This is a genomic window from Pseudomonas sp. BF-R-19 (assembly GCF_019956445.1).
GTDB lineage: Bacteria > Pseudomonadota > Gammaproteobacteria > Pseudomonadales > Pseudomonadaceae > Aquipseudomonas > Aquipseudomonas fluorescens_BH.
On the sequence record NZ_JAHBDN010000125.1, the window covers coordinates 55,485 to 81,504 of the forward strand.

22 protein-coding genes are annotated in these 26,020 nt (G+C 61.9%); 12 read left to right on the forward strand and 10 right to left on the reverse strand.

Annotation, left to right across the window (positions count from 1 at the left end):
* Window positions 1–7: 7 nt before the first annotated feature.
* The 3 genes from KGB28_RS30940 to KGB28_RS30950 all read left to right on the forward strand — a co-directional run bounded on the left by KGB28_RS30940 (window position 8) and on the right by KGB28_RS30950 (window position 3,727).
* Window positions 8–1,090, forward strand: a complete 1,083-nt coding sequence (locus KGB28_RS30940; RefSeq protein WP_223449202.1) for a ferredoxin--NADP reductase — start codon at window positions 8–10, stop codon at window positions 1,088–1,090.
* Window positions 1,091–1,327: 237 nt separating this feature from the next.
* On the forward strand, window positions 1,328–2,074 hold the full coding sequence (locus KGB28_RS30945; protein ID WP_223449203.1) for an SDR family NAD(P)-dependent oxidoreductase: 747 nt from the start codon (window positions 1,328–1,330) through the stop codon (window positions 2,072–2,074).
* Between the two features lie 72 nt (window positions 2,075–2,146).
* The gene (locus KGB28_RS30950; RefSeq protein ID WP_223449204.1) at window positions 2,147–3,727 is read left to right on the forward strand and encodes a FadD3 family acyl-CoA ligase; all 1,581 of its coding nucleotides are present in this window, start codon (window positions 2,147–2,149) and stop codon (window positions 3,725–3,727) included.
* Between the two features lie 533 nt (window positions 3,728–4,260).
* On the opposite strand, the gene KGB28_RS30955 is transcribed toward KGB28_RS30950, so the two are convergent.
* Window positions 4,261–5,139 (reverse strand): SDR family NAD(P)-dependent oxidoreductase, encoded by an 879-nt coding sequence (locus KGB28_RS30955; RefSeq protein WP_223449205.1) that lies wholly within the window; start codon window positions 5,137–5,139, stop codon window positions 4,261–4,263.
* The gene (locus KGB28_RS30960; RefSeq protein ID WP_223449206.1) at window positions 5,136–6,878 is read right to left on the reverse strand and encodes an FAD-binding protein; all 1,743 of its coding nucleotides are present in this window, start codon (window positions 6,876–6,878) and stop codon (window positions 5,136–5,138) included. Before KGB28_RS30960 ends, KGB28_RS30955 begins: the two co-directional genes overlap by 4 nt.
* A gap of 325 nt (window positions 6,879–7,203) precedes the next feature.
* Between KGB28_RS30960 and KGB28_RS30965 the strand changes: the two genes are divergently transcribed.
* The 3 genes from KGB28_RS30965 to surE all read left to right on the forward strand — a co-directional run bounded on the left by KGB28_RS30965 (window position 7,204) and on the right by surE (window position 11,181).
* Window positions 7,204–8,721, forward strand: coding sequence for a DUF1302 domain-containing protein (locus KGB28_RS30965; RefSeq protein ID WP_317853328.1), 1,518 nt, complete (start codon window positions 7,204–7,206; stop codon window positions 8,719–8,721).
* Window positions 8,722–8,744: 23 nt separating this feature from the next.
* Window positions 8,745–10,124: a DUF1329 domain-containing protein gene (locus tag KGB28_RS30970; RefSeq protein WP_223449208.1), complete on the forward strand. Its 1,380-nt coding sequence runs from the start codon at window positions 8,745–8,747 to the stop codon at window positions 10,122–10,124.
* A 79-nt stretch (window positions 10,125–10,203) separates the two neighbouring features.
* Window positions 10,204–11,181, forward strand: a complete 978-nt coding sequence (gene surE / locus KGB28_RS30975) for a 5'/3'-nucleotidase SurE (RefSeq protein WP_223449210.1) — start codon at window positions 10,204–10,206, stop codon at window positions 11,179–11,181.
* Window positions 11,182–12,481: 1,300 nt separating this feature from the next.
* Here surE and KGB28_RS30980 read toward each other — a convergent pair.
* From KGB28_RS30980 to KGB28_RS30995, 4 genes are all read right to left on the reverse strand, one after another.
* Entirely contained in the window at window positions 12,482–12,940 is a 459-nt protein-coding gene (locus tag KGB28_RS30980) for an REP-associated tyrosine transposase (protein WP_223449212.1), read from the reverse strand.
* A 284-nt stretch (window positions 12,941–13,224) separates the two neighbouring features.
* Window positions 13,225–14,340, reverse strand: coding sequence for a 3,4-dihydroxy-2-butanone-4-phosphate synthase (locus KGB28_RS30985; RefSeq protein WP_223449214.1), 1,116 nt, complete (start codon window positions 14,338–14,340; stop codon window positions 13,225–13,227).
* On the reverse strand, window positions 14,337–15,263 hold the full coding sequence (locus KGB28_RS30990) for an alpha/beta hydrolase (protein WP_223449217.1): 927 nt from the start codon (window positions 15,261–15,263) through the stop codon (window positions 14,337–14,339). Before KGB28_RS30990 ends, KGB28_RS30985 begins: the two co-directional genes overlap by 4 nt.
* A complete protein-coding gene (locus tag KGB28_RS30995) occupies window positions 15,250–16,089 on the reverse strand; it encodes an SDR family NAD(P)-dependent oxidoreductase (RefSeq protein ID WP_223449220.1) in 840 nt (279 codons plus the stop codon). Before KGB28_RS30995 ends, KGB28_RS30990 begins: the two co-directional genes overlap by 14 nt.
* A 146-nt stretch (window positions 16,090–16,235) precedes the next feature.
* On the opposite strand from KGB28_RS30995, the gene KGB28_RS31000 reads away from it, so the two are divergent.
* From KGB28_RS31000 to KGB28_RS31015, 4 genes are all read left to right on the forward strand, one after another.
* A complete protein-coding gene (locus tag KGB28_RS31000) occupies window positions 16,236–17,279 on the forward strand; it encodes a Rieske 2Fe-2S domain-containing protein (RefSeq protein WP_223449222.1) in 1,044 nt (347 codons plus the stop codon).
* 136 nt (window positions 17,280–17,415) lie between these two features.
* Window positions 17,416–18,546, forward strand: a complete 1,131-nt coding sequence (locus KGB28_RS31005) for a helix-turn-helix transcriptional regulator (RefSeq protein ID WP_223449224.1) — start codon at window positions 17,416–17,418, stop codon at window positions 18,544–18,546.
* 87 nt (window positions 18,547–18,633) lie between these two features.
* Window positions 18,634–19,182 (forward strand): ADP compounds hydrolase NudE, encoded by a 549-nt coding sequence (nudE, locus tag KGB28_RS31010; RefSeq protein ID WP_223449226.1) that lies wholly within the window; start codon window positions 18,634–18,636, stop codon window positions 19,180–19,182.
* 1,154 nt (window positions 19,183–20,336) lie between these two features.
* Window positions 20,337–20,504, forward strand: a complete 168-nt coding sequence (locus tag KGB28_RS31015; protein ID WP_223449228.1) for a hypothetical protein — start codon at window positions 20,337–20,339, stop codon at window positions 20,502–20,504.
* A gap of 62 nt (window positions 20,505–20,566) precedes the next feature.
* On the opposite strand, the gene dmpG is transcribed toward KGB28_RS31015, so the two are convergent.
* Genes dmpG through KGB28_RS31035 form a run of 4 tightly spaced genes read right to left on the reverse strand, consistent with a single transcriptional unit; the run spans window position 20,567 to window position 24,157 of the window.
* The gene (dmpG, locus tag KGB28_RS31020; RefSeq protein ID WP_223449230.1) at window positions 20,567–21,601 is read right to left on the reverse strand and encodes a 4-hydroxy-2-oxovalerate aldolase; all 1,035 of its coding nucleotides are present in this window, start codon (window positions 21,599–21,601) and stop codon (window positions 20,567–20,569) included.
* 13 nt (window positions 21,602–21,614) lie between these two features.
* Window positions 21,615–22,523, reverse strand: coding sequence for an acetaldehyde dehydrogenase (acetylating) (locus KGB28_RS31025; RefSeq protein ID WP_223449232.1), 909 nt, complete (start codon window positions 22,521–22,523; stop codon window positions 21,615–21,617).
* Between the two features lie 18 nt (window positions 22,524–22,541).
* Window positions 22,542–23,333 (reverse strand): fumarylacetoacetate hydrolase family protein, encoded by a 792-nt coding sequence (locus KGB28_RS31030; RefSeq protein ID WP_223449234.1) that lies wholly within the window; start codon window positions 23,331–23,333, stop codon window positions 22,542–22,544.
* Window positions 23,330–24,157, reverse strand: a complete 828-nt coding sequence (locus KGB28_RS31035; protein WP_223449236.1) for an alpha/beta fold hydrolase — start codon at window positions 24,155–24,157, stop codon at window positions 23,330–23,332. The genes KGB28_RS31030 and KGB28_RS31035 overlap by 4 nt, the downstream gene beginning before the upstream one ends.
* 267 nt (window positions 24,158–24,424) lie before the next feature.
* Between KGB28_RS31035 and KGB28_RS31040 the strand changes: the two genes are divergently transcribed.
* Both KGB28_RS31040 and KGB28_RS31045 read left to right on the forward strand, forming a co-directional pair.
* Window positions 24,425–25,201, forward strand: coding sequence for an SDR family oxidoreductase (locus KGB28_RS31040; RefSeq protein WP_223449238.1), 777 nt, complete (start codon window positions 24,425–24,427; stop codon window positions 25,199–25,201).
* 13 nt (window positions 25,202–25,214) lie between these two features.
* Window positions 25,215–25,712 (forward strand): SRPBCC family protein, encoded by a 498-nt coding sequence (locus KGB28_RS31045; RefSeq protein ID WP_223449240.1) that lies wholly within the window; start codon window positions 25,215–25,217, stop codon window positions 25,710–25,712.
* Window positions 25,713–26,020 lie beyond the last annotated feature (308 nt).

The window sequence follows — 26,020 nt, forward strand, 5'->3', positions numbered from 1 at the left end:
GGTGAACATGGGCACGCAACAACAGAACCTGACCCCGGCCGAACACACGACGGCAAGCGTCTCATTGCAAGTGTGCGCGGTGATCGACGAGACCGCTGACGCGCGCTCGCTGGTGCTGGACGTACCGCCAACCCTGCGTGAGCGCTTTCGCTACAAACCGGGCCAGTTCCTGAGTTTTCGCGTGCCCTTCGCCGGCAAACTGTTGACCCGCTGCTATTCCATGGCCAGCTCGCCCCTCGCGGACGCGCTACCCAAGGTCACCGTGAAACGGGTCGATGGCGGCCGGGTGTCGAACTGGATGAACGAAGTCCAGGTCGGCGACTGGCTGGAAGTGCTGCCACCGGCCGGACATTTCTGCCTGGACCCGCAGGCGGACACCGAAAAGCCCTTGGTCCTGTTCGGTGGCGGTTCGGGCATCACCCCGGTGTTTTCCATTCTCAAATCGGTGCTGCACAGCAGCCGGCGGTCGATCAAGTTGATCTACGCCAACCGCGATGAGGCGTCGGTGATTTTCAAGGACGAGCTGTGCCGGTTGATCAAGGCGCATCCTGATCAACTGCACGTGGTGCACGTCCTCGATTCGGTGCAGGGTTTCCTGACGGACCATCAGGTCCGTCATCTGCTGCGCGGATCGGCCGGCGGCGACTACTTCATCTGCGGGCCGGGACCATTCATGGACACCGTGGAGCGCACGCTGCTGGCACTGGGCGAAGCGGCCGAGCGGATTCATGTCGAACGCTTCGTCTCACCACCGGATCCCGATGAACTGTTGGCCGAAGAAGCCCTCGCCCGCGAGGCAGCGATGGGGTCGCAGTGCGAAGCGCTGATCGTCGAACTCGATGGCGAACAACACGAAATCGCCTGCCAGCCCGGCGATACCTTGCTGCAAAGTTGCAAAACCGCTGGCCTCGACGTGCCGTCGTCCTGTGAAGAAGGTTTCTGCGGGGCCTGCATGTGTGTGGTCAAGGAAGGCGAGGTTCAGTTGGCACGCAACGATGTGCTGACGCCCAAGGAACTGGCCGACGGCTGGACACTGGCCTGCCAGAGCCGACCGAGCGGGGCGAAAGTACGCCTGAAATTCCCGGATTGAGGTTACGTTCCTACGGGGGAATGCGGTCAATTGTGGGAGCGGGCTTGCTCGCGAAGGCGGTGTGTCAGACAACGATGATGTCGAGGCTGCCGCCCCCTTCGCGAGCAAGCCCGCTCCCACAGTTGAAATGTGCACGACGGGGGATCTGTTGCTTAGTCTCAACGGACGATCACTCGGGCCCGGTCTGCGGTTAGACTCGGCCACAGCATTAGCCCACAACAATAAAGAGGTACAGTTATGGCTCGTTTGCAGAATAAGGTCGCGGTGGTCACCGGCGGCGCTTCGGGGATCGGTCTGGCCTGCGTGCGCCGTTTCGCCGCCGAAGGCGCGCAAGTGGTCGGGCTGGACATCGGTAGCGCACCGGCAGACTTTCCCGGCCTGTTCATGACCCTGGACGTGCGCGACGAAGCGCAGGTGCAGCAGGTCATGCAAGAAGTCATCAGCCGCTTCGGTCGCATCGACGTGCTGGTCAACGCCGCCGGCGTCGCCGACCAGGGCAGCGTGACCCAGACCACCACCGCCGCCTGGCAACGGGTGATGGACATCAACCTGACCGGCAGCATGCTCACCAGCAAATACGCGCTGGAATCGATGGTGTCGCAACGCGGCGGCTCAATCATCAACGTCGGTTCGATCTTCGGCCTGCAAGGCTGTGACGGCAACGTCGCCTATAACGTGTCCAAGGGCGGCATCAACCAGTTGACCCGCTCGATGGCCATCGACTACGGCTATGCCAACATTCGCGTCAACGGTCTGTGCCCGGGCCTGATCGAAACGCCAATGACCAGCATGGTCCGTGAAAATGAGGCGGTCCACGCGTTTTTCGCCTCGCAACACATGCTCAGCCGCTCCGGGCAACCGGAAGAAGTGGCCAACGTCGCGCTGTTCCTGGCGTCCGACGAAGCGTCCTTTGTCAGCGGCCAGATGATCGCCGTGGACGGTGGTTTCTCCGCCGGCCGCCGTTTCGCCCCGCCCGCGCAGTAATTCGTTATCCGGCCGGGCGCCCTGCCCGGCCTACTCCCTTTCTCGTACTTGTCTTCTAACCGGGGAGGCCCCATGCCGCCTGTCGCCACCGCACTGACCATTGCTCAACTGTTCGCCAACGCTGCCCAGGCCTACGGCGACCGCCCGGCCATCGAGGACGCGGGCCACACCATCAGCTACCGACAACTGGACCAACTGCGCCGCCAGGCTGCCCGCGCACTGCTGGCCCTCGACGTACAGGTCGGGGACCGCGTGGCGATCTGGGCGCCCAACGTGTGGGAATGGATCGTTGCGGCTGGCGCCCTGCAAAGCGTCGGTGCCGCCCTGGTGCCGCTCAATACCCGGATGAAGGGTAGCGAGGCCGGCTACATCCTGCGCGAAAGCGGCACCTGCGTGCTGTTTGCCATCGGTGAATTCCTCGGCGCGGACTACCCCGGCATGCTGGCGTCGGAAGACCTGCCTGAGCTGCGCCACATCGTCAGCGTGCGCGGCGCCAACTCGGGCACCCTGGCTTGGGAACGGTTTATGGACCTGGCGGTCGACGTGCCGCACCTGGCCTTGCGCACCCGCGAACAGAGCGTTGGCCCGCAGGCCCTGTCCGACGTGCTGTTTACTTCGGGCACCACCGGCAAGCCCAAAGGTGTGATGACCAGCCACGGCCAGAACCTGCGCATCGTGCGCGACTGGAGCGATATCGTCGGTTTGCGCGAGAGCGATCGCTACCTGATCGTCAATCCGTTCTTCCATTCCTTCGGCTACAAGGCCGGGTGGCTGGCCGCATTGATGCGTGGCTGCACCCTCCTGCCGCAGCAAGTGTTCGACGTGCAGGCCGTGCTCGAATGCGTGCAACGCGAACGCATCACCGTGTTGCCCGGGCCGCCGACGCTGTATCAATCGTTGCTGGCCCATCCGCAACGCGGTGAACTCGACCTGAGCTCCTTGCGCGTGGCGGTGACCGGGGCGGCGGCGATCCCGGTGGAGATGATCCACCGCATGCGCGACGAACTCGGATTCGCCACCATCGTCACCGCGTATGGTCTGACGGAAGTTTGTGGTTTCGCCACGATCTGCCGCTCCGGCGACTCGGCGGAACTGGTCGCCAACACCAGTGGCCGGGCGATGCCGGGGGTGCAAGTGCGCTGTGTCGGCAACAGCGGTCGCAGCCAGCCGGTCAACATCCCCGGTGAAGTGCAGATTCGCGGCTACAACCTGATGCAGGGTTATCTCAACAACCCCGAAGCCAGCCAGGAGATTCTCGACGCCGACGGCTGGCTGCACACCGGCGACATCGGCATGCTCGACGAACAGGGTTACCTGCGCATCACCGATCGCCTCAAGGACATGTTCATCACCGGCGGCTTCAATGTGTATCCGGCGGAGATCGAACAGTGTTTGCTGACCTATCCGGGCGTGGCCCAGGCAGCGGTGATCGGCATTCCTGACGAGCGCCTGGGTGAAGTGGCGATGGCGTTCCTGCTGCCCGCCCCCGGGATGGAAATCGAGCAGGCCCGATTCCTCGCCTGGTGCCGTGAGCAGATGGCCAACTACAAGGTTCCACGCCGGGTGCAGGTGCTGCAGAAGATGCCGATCAATGCGGCGGGGAAAGTGACCAAGAATGTGTTGCGCGAGTGGGCACTGCAACCAGTCGGTTAATCGCAATCCCTGTGGGAGCGAGCCTGCTCGCGATGACGGAGTGTCAGCCAACATCAATGCTGCCTGTGCCGGCCTCATCGCGAGCAAGCTCGCTCCCACAGTGTTCGAGGGTGTACACAGATTTCGCGTCCGACACGGTTCAACTGTGGAAGTGAGCTTGCTCGCGATAGCGGAGTGTCAGCCGACATCAATGCTGGATGTGCCGGCCAATTCGCGAGCAGGCTCGCTCCCACAGTGTTCGAGGGTGTACACAGATTTCGCGTCCGACACAGTTCAACTGTGGGAGCGAGCTTGCTCGCGATAGCGGAGTGTCAGCCGACATCAATGCTGGCTGTGCCGGCCTCATCGCGAGCAAGCTCGCTCCCACAGTGTTCGAGGGTGTACACAGATTTCGCGTCCGACATAGATCAACTGTGGGAGCGGGCTTGCTCGCGAAGGGGGCATCAGTCTCAACATTATTGTTGACTGACATACCGCTTTCGCGAGCAAGCCCGCTCCCACAGGTTTTGGGTGTGTGTGCCGAGATGACGGAGTTAAACCACCCGCGCCGGATGCTGCTGGCGCGGGTCGCCGAGCATGGCGCGGTGGGATGGCGGCTGGCGGCCTTCGGCTTCGCTGATGCCGTAGCCAGGGGCGATTTCGGCGGTGATCAGGGTCTGCCCGGACAACGCCATCAACTGCGGATCATTGAGCAAGGCATGAATCACCCGCCCGTTGAATTGCGGGGTTTCGGCGTGGGCCAGAAACGCCTGGTACTGCTCGCCATGCTGCTCACCGGCAATCTTCGTGCGCTCAGTCAGTTGCGGGCCAAGCCACAGCGACAACGCCGCCACGCCCTGCCCTTCGAAATCGATCGCCATGTCCGCCGCCAGCTTGTCGACTCCAGCCTTTTGCGCGCCGTACGCCGGGCCATGCATGTAGCAGCCGGCACCGAACGACGAGGTAAAGCAAATCAGCCCTTGGGCACTTTTCAGCAACAGCGGCGCGGCGTAGTAGCTGGCGATGTAGGCCGAGCGCAGACCGACGTCGAGAATGCGCACCAGCTCCAGCGGCTTGGCCCAGAACGGTCCTGGTTCGATCAACTGGTCATGGATGAACGCAGCGTTGTTGACCAGCAAATCCAGATGTCCGCACTCTTCTTCTACGCGGGCAAACAGTGCCTGAACCTGCGCGTCATCGGCGTGATCACAGACCACCGCGATACCGCGTCCACCGGCGGCGGTGATCGCAGCGGCGGTGTCCTCCAGCGAGCCGCGCAAGGCATGCCCGTACAAATTCGATCCGCCCTGCGTCGGGGCGCGGCCAGTGACGTACACGGTCATGCCGGCCGCCCCGAGGGCCAAGGCGATGCCCTGGCCCACTCCGCGACTGGCGCCGGTAACGACAGCGATCTGTTGACGTGGGTGATTCATTCGACACTCCCGAACAAGGCTTTCGCCGAAGCGGTTTCGCTCTGGCGCTTGATGTGATTGGCCGCCAGGTAACCGAAGGTCATGGCCGGGCCGATGGTCGAACCGGCGCCCGGATAGGTGCGGCCCATCATCGAGGAGGCGCTGTTGCCGATGGCGTACAGACCGCTGATCGGTTCGCCGTCTTCATGCAACACACGGGCGTGCACGTCGGTCAGCAGGCCACCCTTGGTGCCGATGTCGCCGGCGTCGATGCGCACGGCATAGAACGGCCCTTTGAGCAACGGCGCCAGGCACGGATTGGGTTGCACGTTGGGGTCGCCGTAGTAGCGATCGAACAGCGATTCACCCTTGTGGAAATCCTCGTCGACACCCTGCACGGCCATGCCGTTGAAACGCTGCACGGTGCGCACCAACCCGCCCGCATCGACGCCGATTTTCGCCGCCAGCTCTTCCAGGCTCGACGCCTTGTGGAAGTAGTCGCGCAGGTGCTCGGGCAATTGCCAGTCGCGCTGGGCATAACCCGGCAGCAAGGCACCGCACGGGTATTTGCGGCGGAACTCGGCGTCGAACACCATCCAGCACGGCACGCTCGCGGCGCCTTCGCGGTTGTTGGCGTACATCGCGTAAACGATATCGGTATAGGGCGCAGCTTCGTTGACGAAACGCTCCCCCGCTGCGTTGACCATCACGCACCCCGGCAAGGTGCGTTCAACGAACAGCGCACGCTGTTTTTCTTCGCCCTTGACGTAAGTGGTCGGCGCCCACCAGCTATGTTCCATCAACGCGGTCCGCGCGCCGATGGCCTGACCGGCGCGAATGCCGTCGCCGGTATTGTTCGGCGGCGTGGCACTCCAGTTCGCCCGGGACGGCTGCGGCAGGTACTGCTCGCGCATCGCCTGGTTACGCTCGAAACCACCGGCGGCGATGATCACCCCGTAGCGTGCCTTGACGTTGAGCAACTGACCGTTGCGATTGACCCGCGCCCCGCCGACCCGCTCGCCGACCAGCAGCAGCTCTTCGAGCGCACAGTTGAGCCACAGCGACTTGCCGCGATCCTGCAACGAACAGCGCAAGGCACCGATCAAGGCATTGCCCAGGGTCAGGAAACGGTCGCGGCGGGACAAGCGCCGCCCTTCACGATCACGCCAGTAGCGCCACATCACCCGCAGGGTCAGGCGCAACCAGCCGGGGCCGCGGCACAGCAACACTTGCGCTTCTTTCATGGTCATCGCCATGCGCCCCATCATCAGGGTGCCGGGGGACGGTGCGCGCATGCGCAAAAATTCTTCACCGAGTTCGGCGGCATCGAACGGTTGCGGATCCATCGAGCGATAGCCCGGTTTGCCGCCCTCGACTTCCGGGTAGTAATCGGCGTAGCGCGGTTGCGCCTCGAAGCGCACGCGGGTGTGTTGTTCCAGGTACTCGACCATCTCCCGGCCGTGCTCGACATAGGCTTCGATGCGCCCGTCGTCGATCTCGCCATGGGTCACCGCGCGGATGTAGGCAATCGCTTCGGCCGCCGAATCACTGCCGCCGATCGCATTGATCCGGTGGTTGTTGGGGATCCAGATGCCGCCGCCGGACACCGCCGAGGTGCCGCCGTACTCGCCGCTCTTCTCGATCAGCAGCGCATTCAACCCCAGGTCATGGGCGCGCAGCGCAGCGGTCATGCCCCCGGCTCCCGAGCCAATCACCAATACATCACAGCACTCGTCCCATTTGATCCCGGCAGCGTTCATGCGATCACCCTTGTTCAGCGCCCATCAGGCAGAAACCGCCACCGCCGGATCTTCGCCCGGTGCAGTCGGTCTCGGGATTGTTCGCCGCGCGCGCCGGGTGTTCATCGTCCGATAAGACTAAGGCCTGGACTGCGGCTGCCCTGTACAAATCGCTTAGTCCGCTTGGACGATGTTGCGCACAATTGGTGACTCCATAGTCGCCCACAGCACCAATCACCCCCTGAAATGCAGGTCGGGCAGGTCTGACCTGGGCCATGAGGACGACATGATAAAAACAATAATCGCCCCACCAACACAGCACCCTCGCACACAGCTTGTTCTATTGATGCTGGCTGGCGGACTTAGCGCTCACGTTAACGCCATGAGCTTTCAGCCAAGCGAAGACTTGAGCATCGACTGGGACACCACACTGACGTACAGCCTCGCCTGGCGGACCGAGGCTCGTGATCACAAACTGACCGCGAACGCTAACGGCAACGATGGCGACAACGCGTTCGACAAAGGCAGCCTGATCAACAACCGCAGCGGCTTTCTCACCGAAGCCAACATCAAGTGGCAGGACGACTACGGCGTGTTCGTCCGGGCAACGGGCTTCTACGACAACGTTTACGATCAGGACAACGACAACACCACCGGCACCTCGAACTGCTTCGCTGGCGGCCATTGCAGCAAACCCGACCGTTTCTCCCAGGACACCATCGACCAGCACCGCAATGAACTGCGCATGCTCGATTACTACGCCTATGGCACCTGGGACGTGAGCGGCCACGCCCTCAACGCGCGCCTGGGTAACCAGGTGGTGAGCTGGGGTGAAAGTCTGTTCTATCCGGGTATTTCCGCGGCCCAGAGCCCGGTGGACGCGACCAAGGCGACCACCCCGGGCGTCGAGGTCAAGGAAATCCTGCTGCCGGTCGGCCAACTGTTCACCCAGTTCGCCCTGACCGAAAGCCTGGGGATCCAGGCCTACTACCAATACAAGTGGGAGAAAACCGAGTTGTTCGGCGTGGGTAGCTACTTCTCCACCACCGACTTCATCGATGAGGGTGGTTTCAACGACGCCTTCGGTTTCATAACCCGCCTGAAGGACGACAAACCGAGCGACAGCGGCCAGTACGGTCTGGCCTTCACCTACGCCGCCGAGTCGCTGAAAAACACCGAGTTCGGCATCTACTACTCGCGTTATCACGACAAGACCCCGTCGCTGGACTTCGCATCGACCCTGGGCCGCTATCAGGTGCGCTACTTCGACAACATCGACCTGTTCGGCGCGAGTTTCGCCACGGTGCTGGGCGACGTCAGCTGGGCCGGTGAAGTCAGCTACCGCGACGGTACGCCGGTGATGGTCGACAACGGTTTCTCCAGCCCCGTGCGCGGCAAGACCGTGCAAGCGCAAACGTCGATGATCTACGTGCTCGGCCCGACTTCTTTCGCCGACAACACCACCCTGACCGGCGAGGTGGTCTACAACACCGTGGTCAGCAACGACAAGTCGCAGCCAGTGACCCTGGCCCCTGGCTTCGCGCTGCCGGGAACCGACAGCCTGGTCTATGACCGCGATGCCTGGGGCTACACGGTGCAGGCGAACTTTGACTACAACAACGTGTTCAACGGATGGGACATGTCGGTGCCTGTCACCTTCAGCGCCGCCGCCCACGGCGACAGCTCGATGGTCGGCTCGATCAACGCCGGCCAGAACGATAACCGCGCCAGCATCGGCAGTTCGTGGCGCTACCTGGGCAACTTCACCGTCGAGGCCCGCTACAACGCCTACCTCGCCAGTGCCAACAACAGCCCGTTGGCCGACCGCGACAACGTCGCACTCAACTTCAAGTACCGGTTCTGATTCCCCTGTCGGAGGAGCACAGCATGTCCAGATTCACCCAAACATTATTGAGCACCGCGCTGACCGTCGGCCTGCTCGGCAGTGGCCTGGCCTACGCCAAGGTCAGCCCCGAAGAAGCCGCCCGCCTGGGCCAGGACCTGACCCCGATGGGCGCCGAAAAGGCCGGCAACGCCGACGGCAGCATCCCGGCCTGGTCCGGCAAATGGCGCGGTCTGCCACCGGGTCTCACATTCGGTGGTTCAGGCACGCCGTACCCGGACCCGTACGCCGCGGAAAAACCACTGTTCGTGATCGATTCGAAGAACATGGACAAGTACGCCGCCAACCTCACCGACGGCCAGAAAGCGTTGTTCAAGCGCTACCCGGACTCTTTCAAGATGCCGGTGTACCCGAGCCATCGCGACTTCCGTGTCGATCAGCTCACCGAAGACGGCATCAAGAAAAACGCCCTGAACGCGGAGCTCTCAAACGACGGCAACGACACCAGCAATGCCTTCGGTGCCTCGCCTTTCCCGATTCCAAAGAACGGCAACGAACTGATCCTCAACCACACCATGTCAGGACGGTCCTTCACCGAAGAGGCCGTCTACCAACAGGCAGTGATCTATCCCGACAAAAATCGGGTGACGGAGAAGGTCGACTACAAGATCTTTTCGGTGTGGGCCGACCCCAAAAAGACCCTGGACACATCCGGTGGCATCCTCACGCACTTTTTGCTCACCACCCTGGAACCCGTGCGCAAGAAGGGTGAGATCGTCGTCGGTCACGAGTTCATCAATGCCACCGCCGAACCTCGGCAAGCCTGGCAATACTCCCCGGGTCAACGCCGCGTGCGCCGCGCGCCGACCGTCGGCTACGACTCGCCTAGCGGTGCGGGCGGCTTCCGGGTCTATGATGAAGATCGCTTGTTCAACGGCGCCCCGGATCGCTACAACTGGTCCATCGTCGGTAAAAAAGAGATCTACATTCCGTACAACAACTACAAGATCGACCAACCTGACGTAAACATCGAACAGATCCTGTCCACCACCGGTCACATCAACCCGGATATCATGCGCTACGAGAAACACCGCGTGTGGATCGTGCAGGCCACGCTCAAGCCAAACGCACGGCACCTCTATGCCAAGCGTGTGCTCTACCTGGACGAGGACAGCTGGCAGGCCGCCCTGGCAGACAACTACGACAGCCGTGGGCAACTGTGGCGCACCAACATGCAAACCTCGATCTACGCCTATCACATCGAGCGTTTCCACTCCCGTCTGGGCATCTACCACGACCTGATCGCAGGCTCCTACCTGGTTGACCGCATGCTGGTCGATCAAAAACCTGCCAAGCTCAATGCCAGCAATTTCGTCGACGACGATTTCACCGCCGGCAACCTGCGCAAGCTCGGCACCCGCTAAACCTCTGACGCTCCGACCGATTCATTTGGTCGGGGCGTCATGCTCTGTCAAATCCGCTCCTCCCACGGAAGACTCCCCCATGAACAAACTCCTTACCGGCATCATCGCCATGGCCAGCGTTGGCCTGTCGATGCAAGCCAACGCCCTGAACATTTTGCTGACCAACGACGATGGCTGCCGCGCACCCGGCATCGATGCGATGTACCGCGCCCTGACCGCCGCCGGGCACAAGGTCACCCTCGTTGGCCCGTTGAACGACAGCAGTGGCATCAGTGCTGCCAGCGTGGTCGTGCCCGGCCAAGCGCTGGCGGTGACCGAACTGTCGCCGGGCAAATTTTGCGTCGGGCCGCCGGAGGGCTACACCCCGCCTGCCGGCAAGAGCTCTGCCATCGGCACGCCGGTGGATGCGGTGAATGTCGGTCTCGACGTGATCCTAAAGGACAACCGGCCAGACCTGGTGGTGTCAGGCAGCAACTTTGGCGAAAACGTCGGCCCGCTGACCCAGATGTCCGGCACCCTCAACGCCGCGGTGCGGGCGATGTTCAAGGGGATTCCGGCGGTGGCGGTGTCCACGGCCATCGACATGGACCTGATCATCCGTGACCAGCAGGCCGGCTACCGCAAGACCCTCGGCGCCATGGACGACACGGCGCGGTTTGCCGTGAAGGTCATCGAACAGGCGAGCCTGGCCGGTACAGAAGCCAGACAGACCTGCGCCAGGAACAAACATCAGTGTGATTTGAACGTGCTTGGCCTGCCGGGTGTCAGCGGCTTGAACCTCAACTACCCGCCACTGAAACCCGATGAAGTCAAAGGCGTGAGCTTTGCCCCGATCGGCAACTGGGATCGGGTGAACTTCACCTCACAACGCGGCGCCGACGGCGTGGTCCACGTCAACCTGGCTCCACCGTCGACACCGACCGAAGTCCAGCAAAAGGCCGATGCCTATCAACTATGGCAAGGCCACGCGGTGATCACCGTAATCGACGGCAACATGACCGCACCGCAGGCGATGCAGGATCAGGCGAAGAAGATGTTGCGCGGGATCAAGCCTTGAGCCAATGCGGATGGGGTGTACGCAACTTCTGTGAACCACCCGAATCACTGTGGGAGCGAGCCTGCTCGCGATGAGGCCGGCACATTCAAAATAGTTGTCGACTGACACTCCGCCATCGCGAGCAAGCTCGCTCCCACAGGGTTAGCAGGTGTACGCAATATCTGCGGATATCCAAAAAATCATTGTGGGAGCGAGCCTGCTCGCGATGAGGCCGGCACATTCAAAACAGTTGTCGACTGACACTCCGCCATCGCGAGCAAGCTCGCTCCCACAGGGTTAGCGGGTGTACGCAATATCTGCGGGTATCCAAAAAATCATTGTGGGAGCGAGCCTGCTCGCGATGAGGCCGGCACATTCAAAACAGTTGTCGACTGACACTCCGCCATCGCGAGCAAGCTCGCTCCCACAGGGTTATCAGGTGTACGCAACATCTGCGGGTATCCAAAAATCATTGTGGGAGCGGGCTTGCTCGCGAAGAGGCCGGCACATTCAACATGGATGTCGCCAGACGCTCCGCCATCGCGAGCAAGCTCGCACCAACAGGGTTAGCGGGTGTACGCAATATCTGCGGATAACCAAAAAACAGTGTGGGAGCGAGCTTGCTCGCGATGAGGCCGGCACATTCAACATGGATGTCGCCAGACGCTCCGCCATCGCGAGCAAGCTCGCACCAACAGGGTTAGCGGGTGTACGCAATATCTGCGGGTATCCAAAAAATCATTGTGGGAGCGAGCCTGCTCGCGATGAGGCCGGCACATTCAAAATAGTTGTCGACTGACACTCCGCCATCGCGAGCAAGCTCGCTCCCACGGGGTTATCAGGTGTACGCAATATCTGCGGGTAACCAAAAATCATTGTGGGAGCGGGCTTGCTCGCGAAGAGGCCGGTACATTCAACATCGATGTCGCCAGACGCTCCGCCATCGCGAGCAAGCTCGCTCCCACAGGGTTAGCGGGTGTACGCAATATCTGCGGGTATCCAAAATCATTGTGGGAGTGAGCTTGCTCGCGATGAGGCCGGTACATTCAACATCGATGTCGCCAGACGCTCCGCCATCGCGAGCAAGCTCGCTCCCACAGGGTTATCAGGTGTACGCAACATCTGCGGGTATCCAAAAAATCATTGTGGGAGCGGGCTTGCTCGCGAAGAGGCCGGCACATTCAACATCGATGTCGCCAGACGCTCCGCCATCGCGAGCAAGCTCGCACCAACAGGGTTACCGGGTGTACGCAACATCTGCGAACAACCATATTTACTGTGGGAGCGAGCCTGCTCGCGATGGTGGCAACGCGGTTACGGATCAAACCCAGATAGCGTCCCACAACGGATAATCACCCAGCTTCTCCACCAACCCAGCACGTAACGGGTTGGCGACGACATATCGAGCAAGCTTTACCAGATCCTCATCCCGCCGCAGCGCCCGATCATGATAACCCTGCTGCCAAAGACTGCCGCTACGACCAGAGGTCATGTTCACAGCCCGCGTACTCAATGATTTGGTTTTTTGCATCAGTTGACTGAGTGAGCACTGCTGCAACTCGATCAACCAATGAAAATGATCAGGCATGACGACCCAGGCTAAAGAGTTCGCCCAGTATTGTTCCTGTGCATATTGAAATTGCGTGACGACCAGCCTGCCCAAACCGAACTCCTTGAAAACCGGTTCTCGGCCCAGTGTGTTGCTCGTCAGCAGGTAGATCCTGTTGGGTTCAGGATAGCGGCCTGTGCGCAGGCGATGTGAAGCGGGTAAATCCGGCATTCCTTTGCCCTCTCCATGGTGAATTCAGGAGGAAGGCTAGACCGGTGGATGCTTGAGAGTTGGGTCAGCTTTTGACTGGATGTGTCTGATAGATCGCTATCGTCGGAACGCCGCCCGGAGCAAGCTCGCTCCCACAGGGTTACCGGGTGTACGCAACAACTGCGAGCAACAAAAAACATTGTGGGAGCGAGCTTGCTCGCGATGAGGCCGGCCCAGTCAACATCAATGTAGCCTGACAGACCGCTATCGCGAGCAAGCTCGCTCCCACAGGTTTTGTGTTGGCTTCAGACTACGGGCTGGAACGGCACGAACTCCGTCACTTCCAGATCAAACCCGGACACGGCCTTGTACGGCACTGGCGAGCTCATCAGGCGCAATTTGCGTACGTTCTGGTCGCGCAGGATCTGCGCGCCGATGCCCAGGGTCCGTTGCGGAAACTGTGACGTCAGGTGCTTGCCTGCGTTGCGCTGACGCAGTTGTTCGAGCACGCCCTCGGCGGTTTCCTTTTGCGCCAGAAGTACCAGCACACCGCTACCGGCCGCCGCGATACTGGCCAGCGAACGCTCCAGGGTCCACTGTTGCGGCCCGCCTTCGCGTTCACACCCCAGCACGTCACGCAACGTCTCGATGCTTTGCACTCGCACCAGCACCGGTTGCGTGCTGTCGATCCGGCCCTTGACCAACGCCATGTGCAACGAGCCCTGGTAGGTGTCCTGATAGGTGGTCACCTGGAACTCGCCGTGGCGGGTATGCAACGGATATTCGCCGCCCCGCTCGATCGTGCCTTCATGCAGGATGCGATAGTGAATCAGGTCGGCAATGGTGCCGATCCGCAAGCCATGACGTTGGGCGAAGTCATGCAACTCGGCACCACGGGCCAGTTCGCCGTCCTCGTTGAGAATGCCCACCAGCGTTGCCGCCGGTTGCAGCCCCGCCAGTCGCGTCAGGTCGCAAGCGGCCTCGACATGACCGGCCCGCTGCATCACGCCACCGGGCAACGCCTGCACCGGGAAAATGTGCCCCGGCTGCACCAGGTCTGCCGGAACGCTGGCCGGGTCGACTGCCACCTGGATCGACCGCGCCCGGTCTGCCGCCGAGATACCCGTGGACACCCCGGTGGCGGCTTCGATCGAGCGGGTAAAACCCACGCCATGTTGCGCCCGGGAGTTAGGCACCATCAGGTCCAGGCCCAGCGCGCGGCAGCGCTGCTCGGTCAGGGCCAGGCAAATCAGCCCGCGCGCCTGCACCGCCATGAAGGTGACGGCCTCGGCTCCGGCCTGTTCGGCGGCCATCAGCAACGAGCCTTCGCCGTTGTGTTCGTCGTCGGTGATCACCACCATCCGGCCGGCACCGATGGCCTCGATCAGTTGCGGCACCGTGTTGAAAGCCAGGCCGTTCACTGGAGTGCCCTGCGCAGGTCGGCCGCCGCATCGGACAAGGCATGTGCCGCCCCTTCGACAAAGGGCGCCATGCTGATAAAGCCGTGGATCATGCCGTCACAACGCTGGACGCGCACAGGCACTCCGGCCTCGCGCAGGCACTCGGCCATTTCCTCGCCTTCATCACGCAACGGGTCGAATTCGGCGGTAATCAGGGTCGTTGGCGGCAATCCCGCCAGGCTCTCGGCACGCAGTGGCGAGGCCAAAGGATCATCCGCCTGCCCGACGTCTTGCAGATATTGCTGCCAGAACCAGCGCATCATCCCGGCGGAAAGCAGATAACTCTCGGCAAAGTCTTCGAAGGACTGACTGTCGCAACCTGCGTCGGTAACGGGATAGAACAGGCACTGATAACTGATCTTCGGCCCCTGGCGTCGTGCCGCCAACTGACTGACAGCCAGCGCCAGATTGCCCCCGGCACTGTCCCCGGCCACAGCCAGCCGGCTGCCATCGACGCGCAGTTCAGCCGCGTGCTCAACCAACCAGCAGGTGGCCGCGTAACAATCGAGCGGTGCCGCCGGGAACTTGCTTTCCGGCGCCAGCCGGTAGGCGACCGACACCACCACCGCTTCGGTCTGGCGGGCCAGCGAGCGGCAGAGATTGTCGTGGGTATCGAGATTGCCCATGACAAATCCGCCGCCATGGAAAAACACCAGTAACGGCAGGTAGGGTTCTTCCGATGGCCGGTACAGCCGTGCGTCCAGATCACCGTCCGCGCCGGCCACCCGCAAGTTCCGCACCTCGCTCATCGGATCGCCGGGGATGGCCGGCAGCAGGTTGTCGGAGAACTGCCGGTACTGTGCGGCATCGACCTGACTGAAATCGGGTTCCGGGATGTCGCGAAACTGCTGGAGTACTCCAGCGATCTGCTTATCGAGCGGCATGGACATCGTCCTCTACGTCAGTCATTTGAAACTGCGGATTGGTTTCTTCCAGGATGCTTTGCAGACGGCGCTCAAGGGCCGGTTTGAAACTCTTGTGGGGCAGGATCCAGAAACGCTTTTGCTCGACGGCGGCGAACACTTGCGCGGCCAGCTCCGCCGGGGTCATGCCCTGGCGAACGGTGCTGTCGAGCAGTTGACTGAAGTCGGATCCGGCGGTGCCCACTTCCTGGTTCGACGCCATGATTTCACTGGCCACCGGCCCCGGGCACAGCACCGAAACCGACACCGGTGCACCCAGCATGGCGAGTTCGTAATGCAGGGTTTCCGAGAGCGCGACCACGGCCTGCTTGGTCACGTTGTACGGTGCCATCAATGGACTGCTGACCAGTCCGGCAAGGGACGCCGTGTTGATCACATGGGCTACCCGGCCCTGACTGAGCAGCAGCGGCACAAAGCTGCGAATGCCGTTGATCACGCCGTTGAGGTTGACGTTCAGTATGCGCTGCCATTGCGCCTCGGTGATTTCCCAGCTGAAGCCGGTTTGCATCACCCCGGCGTTGTTGAACAGCAGGTCGACCCCGCCAAAGTGTTCGACTGCCTGGTCACGCAAGCGCTCGACCTGCTTCACATCACCGACATCGGTGACGCAGGCAATCGCTTGCACACCGCGGGCTTTCAATTCGTCGCACAGGGCTTGCAGGCCCGTTGCATCCCGATCCGCCAGCACCAGGCGCATGCCCAGTTTCGCCGCGTGTTCGGCCAGGCCTCGGCCAATACCACTGGCGGCCCCGGTAATCACCGCTACCGGCCCTTGTTCATTACTCATCGCCTACTCCTGCCATGGGTCCAATGTCGCCAGTAGAGCGGGCCAACCAAAAGCAGCCATCGTCCATTCAGACGATGCCCGCTTTTACAGGGGCGGCAGAATCCGTTACATGCGCCAAACCCGTGATCCCTTGGGAGAATAATAAGATGAGTACCCTGCACCGCATCGAAGCCAAACTGCTGGAAGACCGTTACGCCCGTGGCTGGCATTGCCTGGGCCTGGCCGCGCAATACCGCGACGGCAAGGCCCATCGCCTGGAGGTGTTCGGCACCCGCCTGGTGGCGTTCCAGGGTGAAGACGGCGAACTGCATATTCTTGATGGCTACTGCCCGCACATGGGTGCCGACCTGAGCACCGGTTGCGTTGAAGGCAACTCGATCCGCTGCCCGTTCCACGCCTGGCGCTGGGGTGCCGATGGCGTGTGCGATGACATCCCTTATGCCAAGCGCATTCCGCCACGGGCCAAGATCAAAAGCTGGCCGATCATGGAAGAGAACCAACTGCTGTTCGTCTGGAATGACCCCGAAGGCAACCCGCCGCTGCCGGAACAACGCATTCCGCGCATCGACGCCTGCTACAGCGACGAATGGGCGGCGTGGGAAGTTGCCGAATTGCAGATTGGCACCAACTGCCGCGAACTGATTGACAACATCGCCGACATGGCGCACTTCGGCACCGTGCACGGCGCGCCGGTCGAAGAGTTCATCAACATTTTCCAAGGCCACCTGGCCACCCAGATCATGCGCGCCCGCAGCGAGCGCCTGTCCGGCGAAAGCGTGTTGACCACCGAGGCCACCTATTTCGGCCCGGCCTATCAGATCACCGAAATGAACGGCGCCATGAACGGCCAGCCGATCCACTCGATCCTGCTCAACTGCCATGTGCCGATCGACCTGGACAGCTTCACCCTGCGCTACGGCGTACTGGTGAAAAAGATCCCGGGGCTCAGCGAAGAGCAGAACCAGGCAATGGCCAAGGCCTACGTGGCGCAGGCGCAGGCAGCCTTCTACGAAGACGTGGCCATCTGGCACAGCAAGACCCGCGTCGACAACCCGCTGCTGTGTGACGGCGACGGTCCGGTCTACCAGTTGCGTCGTTGGTACGAGCAGTTCTACACCGATGTGGAAGCGCTGTCGGCCGACGTTGCCGAAAACAAGAAGTTTGTCGTGCGCGCCAGCGAACGGGTCTGACGCCAGCAGCTTTTCGCCCGCCTCGGGCCTGACCGGCAGCCGCCTGTCAGGCCCTGAGCCCAAGCGTTGCAAGGAGTCGATACCGGCGCTTATTCTCGGCCACCGCCAATGCTAATAATAAAAACGGTTTTTCCCCATGCAGCAGAGCCTCAGCCTCGATACGTTCAGTGATTTGATCGGCAACCTCTATCAGGGTCCGCTGGAAACCATTCCCTGGGCCACCTTTCTCAATCAGCTCAACGTGCATCTGAACAGCAAGTACGTGACCTTCATCCTGCGTCCGCCCAGCGCCCACGTGGACGGCCTGATGGTCAACACCACCGGCACCTCGACCGAGGCGACCGCGTCGTACAACACACACTTTTTCAGCCTCGACCCGTTTGTCGACCTGCCCAACCGCCAGGTCGTAACCCTCGCCGAGTTCGTCTCCAACGACGACTGGCAGAACTCCGAGTTCTACAAGAACTTCCTTGAACCGGTGGACGTGTTCCACATCCTCGGTGCCGACATCAACACCGTCGACGGTGCCCAGTGCCGCATTCGCATCAGCCGCGGACGTGAAGACAAGCCTTTCGGCAATGAAGAAAAGGCCATGCTCACGCATTTCATCCCGCACCTGGAACGTTCGATCAAGATCCACATGCAACTCAACCGCATTGAAGCCGAGCGCAACCTGTACGCCGGCGCGGTGAACCAGATGGCGGTCGGCACGATTATCCTCGACGAGTCCGGCAAGGTGCTGCAGACCAACCAGGTCGCCGACCGGCTGATCCTGGAAAAGGACGGCATCAAACTGGTCAACGATGGCCTGCAGGTCGGTACGGCCCGGGACACCCAGGAGTTCCGCCGACTGGTCAAGCAGTCGCTGCTGTCGCAAAAGAGCAGCAACCCGTCGGTGGTCGAAGCCCTGCGCGTGCAGCGGCCGTCCGGCAAAGCGGACCTGGGGATCATCGTGCGCTCGGTGCCATTGACCGACTGGAGCGAAGGCAAGCAGTGCCCCACCGTGGTGATTTTCATCAGCGACCCGGAACAACAGTCCACCGCACCGCAGGAAATCGTTCGCGCACTGTTCGACTTCACCCCGGCGGAAACCCAGCTTGCCATGTTATTGGCCAACGGCTTGACCCTCGACGAAGCGTCGGAGGAGCTGGGCATCAGCCGCAACACCTCGCGGGCACACCTGCGCTCGACCTTCTCCAAGACCGGCGTGACCCGCCAGACCATGCTGGTGCGCCTGATCCTGCGCAGCGTCGCGACACTCGGCTAACCCTCATTGTCGCCCTCGTCCGCTCGGACGATGGCGGCCCCCGTTGCACAGCGCACAGTGTCTTTATCCCAAACAGGGGACTACCCCATGCGCAACTGCCCAACCATCCTCAAGACTGAACTGCTGGCGCAAAGCGGCCACTTTCAGATCGAAGCCCTGCACCTGCAATTCAGCAACGGCCAGCAGCGGGTCTACGAACGCCTGCGCGGCACCGGTTATCGCTCGGTGATGCTGGTGGCGATGCCCGATCCTGCGCATGTGCTGCTGGTGCGCGAATACGCGGTCGGAGTGGAGAAAACCATTCTCGGCCTGCCCAAGGGCGGTGCCGAGCCCGACGAAGACTATTTGCAGGCGGCGCAGCGCGAGCTGAGCGAAGAAGTCGGAATGCGCGCAGCACGCCTCACCGAACTGGGCGAGCTGACGCTGGCACCAGGGCATTTGTGCCATCGCTACCGGGTGGTACTGGCCGAACAACTGAGCCCCTGCCAACTGCAAGGCGACGAACCCGAACCGCTGGAGTGTCTGCGCATCCCACTGGCACAAATCCCCGAACTGGTGGCCCGCGGCGACCTCCATGAAGCCCGGGCCATTGCGGCGCTGTTCATGGCAATAGGCGCCCTCGCCCGCCGTGTTTGACACAACACAAAAAAACTGTGGGAGCGAGCTTGCTCGCGATGAGGCCGGTACATCCAGCATCCATGTCGCCTGACACACCGCCTTCGCGAGCAAGCCCGCTCCCACAGGGGATCACCGCCAGACACAAATCCCGGAAACGCCAAATCACCTTGTGGGAGCGGGCTTGCTCGCGAAGAGGCCGGCCCATCCAACATCCATATCGCCTGACATACCGCCTTCGCGAGCAAGCCCGCTCCCACAGGGGATCACCGCCAGACACAAATCCCGGGAACGCCCAATAACCTTGTGGGAGCGGGCTTGCCCGTGAAGAGGCCGGCCCATCCAACATCGACATCGCCTGACCCACCGCCTTCGCGAGCAAGCCCGCTCCCACAGCGGATCACCGCCAGACACAAATCCCGGAAACGCCCAATAACCTTGTGGGAGCGGGCTTGCTCGCGATGAGACCGGTACATCCAACATCCATATCGCCTGACACACCGCCTTCGCGAGCAAGCCCGCTCCCACAGGGGATCAAGGCCAGACACAAATCCCGGGAACGCCCAATCACCTTGTGGGAGCGGGCTTGCCCGCGAAGAGGCCGGCCCATCCAACATCGACATCGCCTGACACACCGCCTTCGCGAGCAAGCCCGCTCCCACAGGGGATCAAGGCCAGACACAAATCCCGGGAACGCCCAATCACCTTGTGGGAGCGGGCTTGCTCGCGAAGAGGCCGGCCCATCCAACATCCACATCGCCTGACACACCGCCTTCGCGAGCAAGCCCGCTCCCACAGGGGATCAAGGCCAGACACAAATCCCGGGAACGCCCAATAACCTTGTGGGAGCGGGCTTGCTCGCGAAGAGGCCGGCCCATCCAGCATCCACATCGCCTGACACACCGCCATCGCGAGCAAGCTCGCTCCCACAGGGGATCAAGGCCAGACACAAATCCCGGGAACGCCCAATAACCTTGTGGGAGCGGGCTTGCTCGCGAAGAGGCCGGCCCATCCAGCATCCATGTCGCCTGACCCACCGCCTTCGCGAGCAAGCCCACTCCCACAGGGGCCTGCAGCGCTTTCTAGCCATCACCTAGTCCATTCGGACGAAGTCACGCTCCGCCCGCCGTCATACCGTATCGCTACAACAACAAAAATCCGTATCGAGGCTCGCCATGCGAAAAGCCACCTGCGCCCTGTTCATCATCGTCTGTGCCGGCAGCACCGCCAGCCTGTGTGAATTGTTCAAGAATGAAGCCTACCGGCCGACCACGGCCTACTTCAGCTGTTCGAGCGCGGCCATCAACTGTTACCCGCCCGTGGTGCGCAATCTGCTGCCTTGAGCGCGGTTTCCACCGGCCATAAAAAAACCACCGGATCGGTGGTTTTTTCGTTGCCGCAATAATCAGGTCGGCAGTACACCCCTGGCCCGCGACAGGGTCAACGCCAGGTCTTCAATCATGTCTTCCTGCCCTCCCACCGTGCCACGCCGGCCCAGCTCTACCAACAGCTCACGAGCAGCAATCCCGTACTTCTGCTCAGCCCGCTTGGCGAACAACAGGAACGAGCTATAGACCCCGGCATAACCCAACGTCAGCGCATCGCGGTCGAGGCGGATTGGCTGGTCCATCATCGGCACCACCAGGTCTTCGGCCACGTCCATGATCTTGTACAGGTCGACACCACTACTGACACCCATCCGCTCCAGCACCGCGACGAACACTTCCAGCGGCGTGTTGCCCGCCCCCGCGCCAAGGCCCGCGACCGAACCGTCGATCCGCGCAGCACCGGCCTCGATGGCGGCCAGGGAGTTGGCGATGGCCATGCCCATGTTGTGGTGGCCGTGGAAACCGACTTCGGTCCCGGCGTTCAGTCCGGCACGCAGGGCCCCGATCTTTTGCGTCACTTCATCGGGCAGCATGTAGCCGGCCGAGTCGGTGCAGTAGATGCAATTGGCGCCGTAGCTTTCCATCAGCCGCGCCTGCTCCAGCAATTTCTCCGGGCTGACCATGTGCGCCATCATCAGGAAGCCGACGGTGTCCAGGCCCATCTTCGCCGACATGCCGATGTGCTGGCCGGACACGTCTGCCTCGGTGCAGTGGGTCGCCACGCGAATGGTCGACACGCCGTGTTCGTGGGCCATCTTCAGGTGGTCGAGGGTGCCGATCCCCGGCAGCAGCAGCGCCGAAACCTTGGCCTGTTTCATCTGCGGGATCACTGCGGCGAAGTATTCCTCGTCACTGTGGGCCGGGAAGCCGTAGTTCAGCGACGCACCGCCCAGGCCATCGCCGTGGGTGATTTCGATCAGCGGCACACCCGCGGCATCGAGGCCGGTGGCCACCGAGACCATTTGTTCAATACTGATCTGGTGCTGTTTGGCGTGCATGCCGTCGCGCAGACTCATGTCGTGCAGACGGACACTCTTACCTTGCAAATTCATCGGGATTCTCCACTCAACGGACGGGCAGTTGCAGGGTGCCCTTGTGGGCTTCTTCGGCGAACATCTCGGCGGTGCGCAAACCGGCGGCGGTCATGATGTCGAGGTTGCCGGCGGACTTGGGCAGGAAATCGCCGAGGCCTTCGACCTCGATGAAAATCGACACCTTGCGCCCGTCGAACACCGGCCCGTTGATCAACTTGTAGCCCGGCACATAGCGCTGAACTTCGCGGACCATCTCCAGCACCGAGGTGCGGATCGCGTCCTGGTTCGGCTCGTCATCGGTCAGGCAGTGGATGGTGTCGCGCATCATCAACGGCGGCTCGGCCGGGTTGATCACAATGATCGCCTTGCCGCGTCGGGCGCCGCCGATCTTCTCCACCGCACCGGCGGTGGTGCGGGTGAACTCGTCGATGTTCTGCCGCGTGCCCGGGCCGACCGAACCGGAAGAAACCGTCGCGACGATTTCGCCGTAGCTCACCGGTTGCACCCGCGACACCGCCGCCACCATCGGGATGGTCGCCTGGCCACCGCAGGTGACCATGTTGACGTTCATCGCCAGGCTCAAGGCGTGTTCCTTGAGGTTGACCGGCGGCACGCAGAACGGGCCGATGGCCGCAGGCGTGAGGTCGATCATGATCACCCCCAGTTCGTTGAGCTTGCGGCTGTTTTCCGCGTGCACGTAAGCCGAGGTGGCATCGAAGGCGATGCGAATGTCATCGTCGAGCACGTGGGGCAGCAAGCCGTCGACACCACCGGCGGTGGTTTTGATGCCCATTTCCCGGGCACGTTTCAGGCCTTCGGATTCAGGGTCGACGCCGACCATCCACACTGGCTCGATCCATTGCGATCGGCACATTTTCATCAGCAGATCGGTGCCGATGTTGCCCGGGCCGATAATGGCCGCTCTGAGTTTTTTGCTCATTGGGTCAAACTCCAAAAGTCAGGCGCAGAAAGACACCCGGGCACTGCCCAGGCCATCAATAGTCAGCGAAAAAAGGTCGCCGGCACGGGCCGGTTCCAGTGGCACCAGCGAGCCGGACAGGATGATTTCCCCGGCCTTGAACGGAATGCCGAAAGCGCCCAGGGTGTTGGCCAGCCAGGCCACGGCGGTCAGCGGGTTGCCCTGCACCGCCGAACCCAGGCCTTCGCTCAGGGGCTCACCGTTCTTGAACACGCGCATGCGCAAGTTGGGCAGGTCCAGCTCGCGGGGGTCGACCTTGCTGTCGCCCAACACAAACACTCCGCAAGAAGCGTTGTCAGCGACCGTGTCCTGGATGCGGATGCGCCAGTCGTGAATCCGTGAGTCGACGATCTCGAAGCACGGCATCACGTATTCGGTGGCGGCCAGCACGTCGGCTTCGGTGATGCCGGGGCCGACCAGGTCATGCTTGAGCTTGAAGGCAATCTCGCCCTCGGCACGGGGCTGGATCAGTTTGTTGGCGGACAGGGAAATTTGCGCATCGTCATCGAACGACATCTGCCGCGTGATGAAACCGAAATCCGGCTGATGCACGTTGAGCATCTGCTGCACCGCCGCCGAGGTCACGCCGATTTTCTTGCCGACAATCTGGTCACCGGCCGCCACCCGACGCTCAATGGCGTACAGGGAAATGTGATAGGCGTCTTCGATGCTGATCGACGGCCAACGCTCGGTCAGCGGCGCCAGGGTGGAGCCGCTGAGCAGCGCCTGATAAAGCTCTTCGCCGAACTCACGGCGCAGTTGCACGCTCATCCGCGGGCCTCCTGAAAAAATGCCAGGCACTGGCGGTTGAAAAAGTCACGGTGCTCGACCTGGACCCAATGCCCGCACTCGCTGAGCATCACGAAACGGATTTTGCTGCAGTGTTCAAGCATGGTCTGGGCACCGGAGGACGGGCAGAACTTGTCGTTCATGCCCCAGAAGCCGAGGATCGGGCACTGCAATTCGCCCAGGCGCGACGTCAAGTTCGGCACCTGCATGGTCGACAGCACGCACACGGGTTGCTGTTGCACCACCGTCACCCGCTCGTTGACCGTCTCGTCGCTGATCAGGCTTTCGTCGAACAGTTGCAACGCCAATAGGCGACGCATCCCGGCGGCGTCATTCAGTTCACCCTTGGCGAAGGCCGCGCCCATTTTCTGGATGCCTTCCATCTGCAGGTAATACTGTTCCTTTTCCATCAGGCCACCGGGCGCCATCAGCACCAGACGGCTGACACGCTGCGGTTGGTCGAGGGCCAGTTTGATCGCGATCGCGCCGCCCAGGGAGTTGCCGACCAGCACGCAACGCTGGATGTCGAGTGCATCAAGCAAACCGCTCAGGGCTGCGACAAAGAAGTCCAGGGTGTAGAGGGTGTCGGGTTTGTGCGAAGCGCCGTAACCCGGCAAATCCGGGACGATCACCCGGTAACCGGCTTCGGCGAACACCGGGTAGTTCTGCTTGAAGTTGCTGTGACCGCTGGCGCCCGGCCCGCTGCCATGGATGAAAATCACCGGCTCGCCGTTGCCGGTGTCTTTGTAGTGCAGCTGCAAACCATCCGGCAGCGTAACGAAGTGCCCTTGCGCTGAAGCGCCCATAAGGTGTCCTCCCGGCCTGTTGTTGTAGCGGGATTATTCCGAGGGGCCGGGTCGCCAACATCGTCCGACAGGACTACGCCCCTGTAGGAGCGAGCTTGCTCGCGATGGACGTCAACGAAAACGCGCCCAGCCTGATTGAACGCGTTGTCCAGACGTTCTTCGCGAGCTCGCTCGCTCCTACAGTCTCTAGTCTCATTGGACGTTGGCCTGCAAAGACGGTCGACCTAGCATCGATAGCATTCCCGAGCGACAAAAAAGAGAATTCCCATGCTTGATCCGATGGACTTTCGCGGCAAAGTGGTACTGGTCACCGGCGGTGGCAAAGGTGTGGGTCGCGGCATCAGCCAGCGCTTCCTCGACTGCGGCGCCGAGGTGGTGATCTGCGGTCGCGAAGCCCCGCCAACCTTGCCCGCCAGCGACGGGCGCGAGGCGCTGTTCCTGCCCTGCGACCTGCGGGACGTCGAGCAGTCCGGGCGTTTAATCGCACAAATCGTCGAGCGTTTCGGTCGCCTCGATGTGCTGGTCAACAACGCTGGCGGCTCACCGAATGCCGACGCGGCCACGGCTTCGCCGCGTTTCAGCGAAGCGATCATCCGCCTGAACCTGATAGCACCGCTGAACCTGTGCCAGCAGGCCAACCAAGTGATGCAGGCCCAGGCCGACGGCGGCGCGATCATCAACATCTGCAGCGTCAGCGCAACCCGCCCTTCCCCGGGCACCGCCGCATATGGCGCGGCCAAGGCCGGTCTGCTGAACCTGACCACTTCGCTGGCGGTGGAATGGGCGCCGAAGGTGCGGGTCAACGCCGTGACCGCCGGGCTGATTCTCACCGAGCAGGCGGCCAAGCATTATGGTGACGACGCGGGCATTGCCCGGGTGGCGGCGACCATTCCTATGCAACGTATGGCAACCCCACAAGACATTGGCGACACCTGTCTGTACCTGGCCTCGACATTGGCCCGTTACGTCAGTGGCGCGGACATCGCGGTGCATGGCGCGGGTGAACGCCCGGCGTTTCTCGACGCGGCCCAATCCCATTCATAAGAGGAGCTCCGAAATGTCCGCAATCGCTAGCCACAGTGTTTTGCTCGATCTCCCACCACAAGCCGCCTGGGCCAAACTGCGCGACCTGAACCTTGCCCCGCACTATGTGCCGGGCCTGACCGGTTGCCAGTTTCATCCAGGCGCAACGGAAGGCCTCGGCGCCAGTCGCCGGGTGTTGCGCAAGGGCGGTCAGTATCTGGATGAAAGCGTGGTGCAGTGGCGGGAAGGCACGGGATTCGTGCTGCGGTTGCACAAGGGCGGCAATGACTCGCCCTTTCCGTTTCGCGAGGCGAGTTTCAGTTATGCCTTGCAAGCTGAAGGCAACGCGACCCGCATTACCCTGCAAATGAATTACAGCCTGCGCGGTGGCAGGCTGATGGAATTATTGTTGGGAAAAGCCTTCAACAAAGTCGTGCGGCAGATTGCCGAGAACCTCAAGGCCTACTACGAAACCGGCCGGACACAGAATCCGGATATGGCTGTCAGCATATCCAACATCGATGTTGCCTGACACGCCGCCTTCGCGAGCAAGCCCGCTCCCACAGGGGATTGGGGGTGTTTGCAAATGCCGGGGTCACCACAAAAACTGTGGGAGCTGGCTTGCCTGCGAAGAGGCCGGCACATCCAACATTGATGTTGCCTGACATGACGCCATCGCGAGCAAGCTTGCTCCCACAAGGGGGGGATCGGGTTGTACGCTAATGCCAGGTTCACCACAAAAAAACTGTGGGAGCGAGCTTGCTCGCGATGAGGCCGGCACATTCAACATTGATGTTGCCTGTCATGCCGCCATCGCGAGCAGGCTCGCTCCCACAGGGG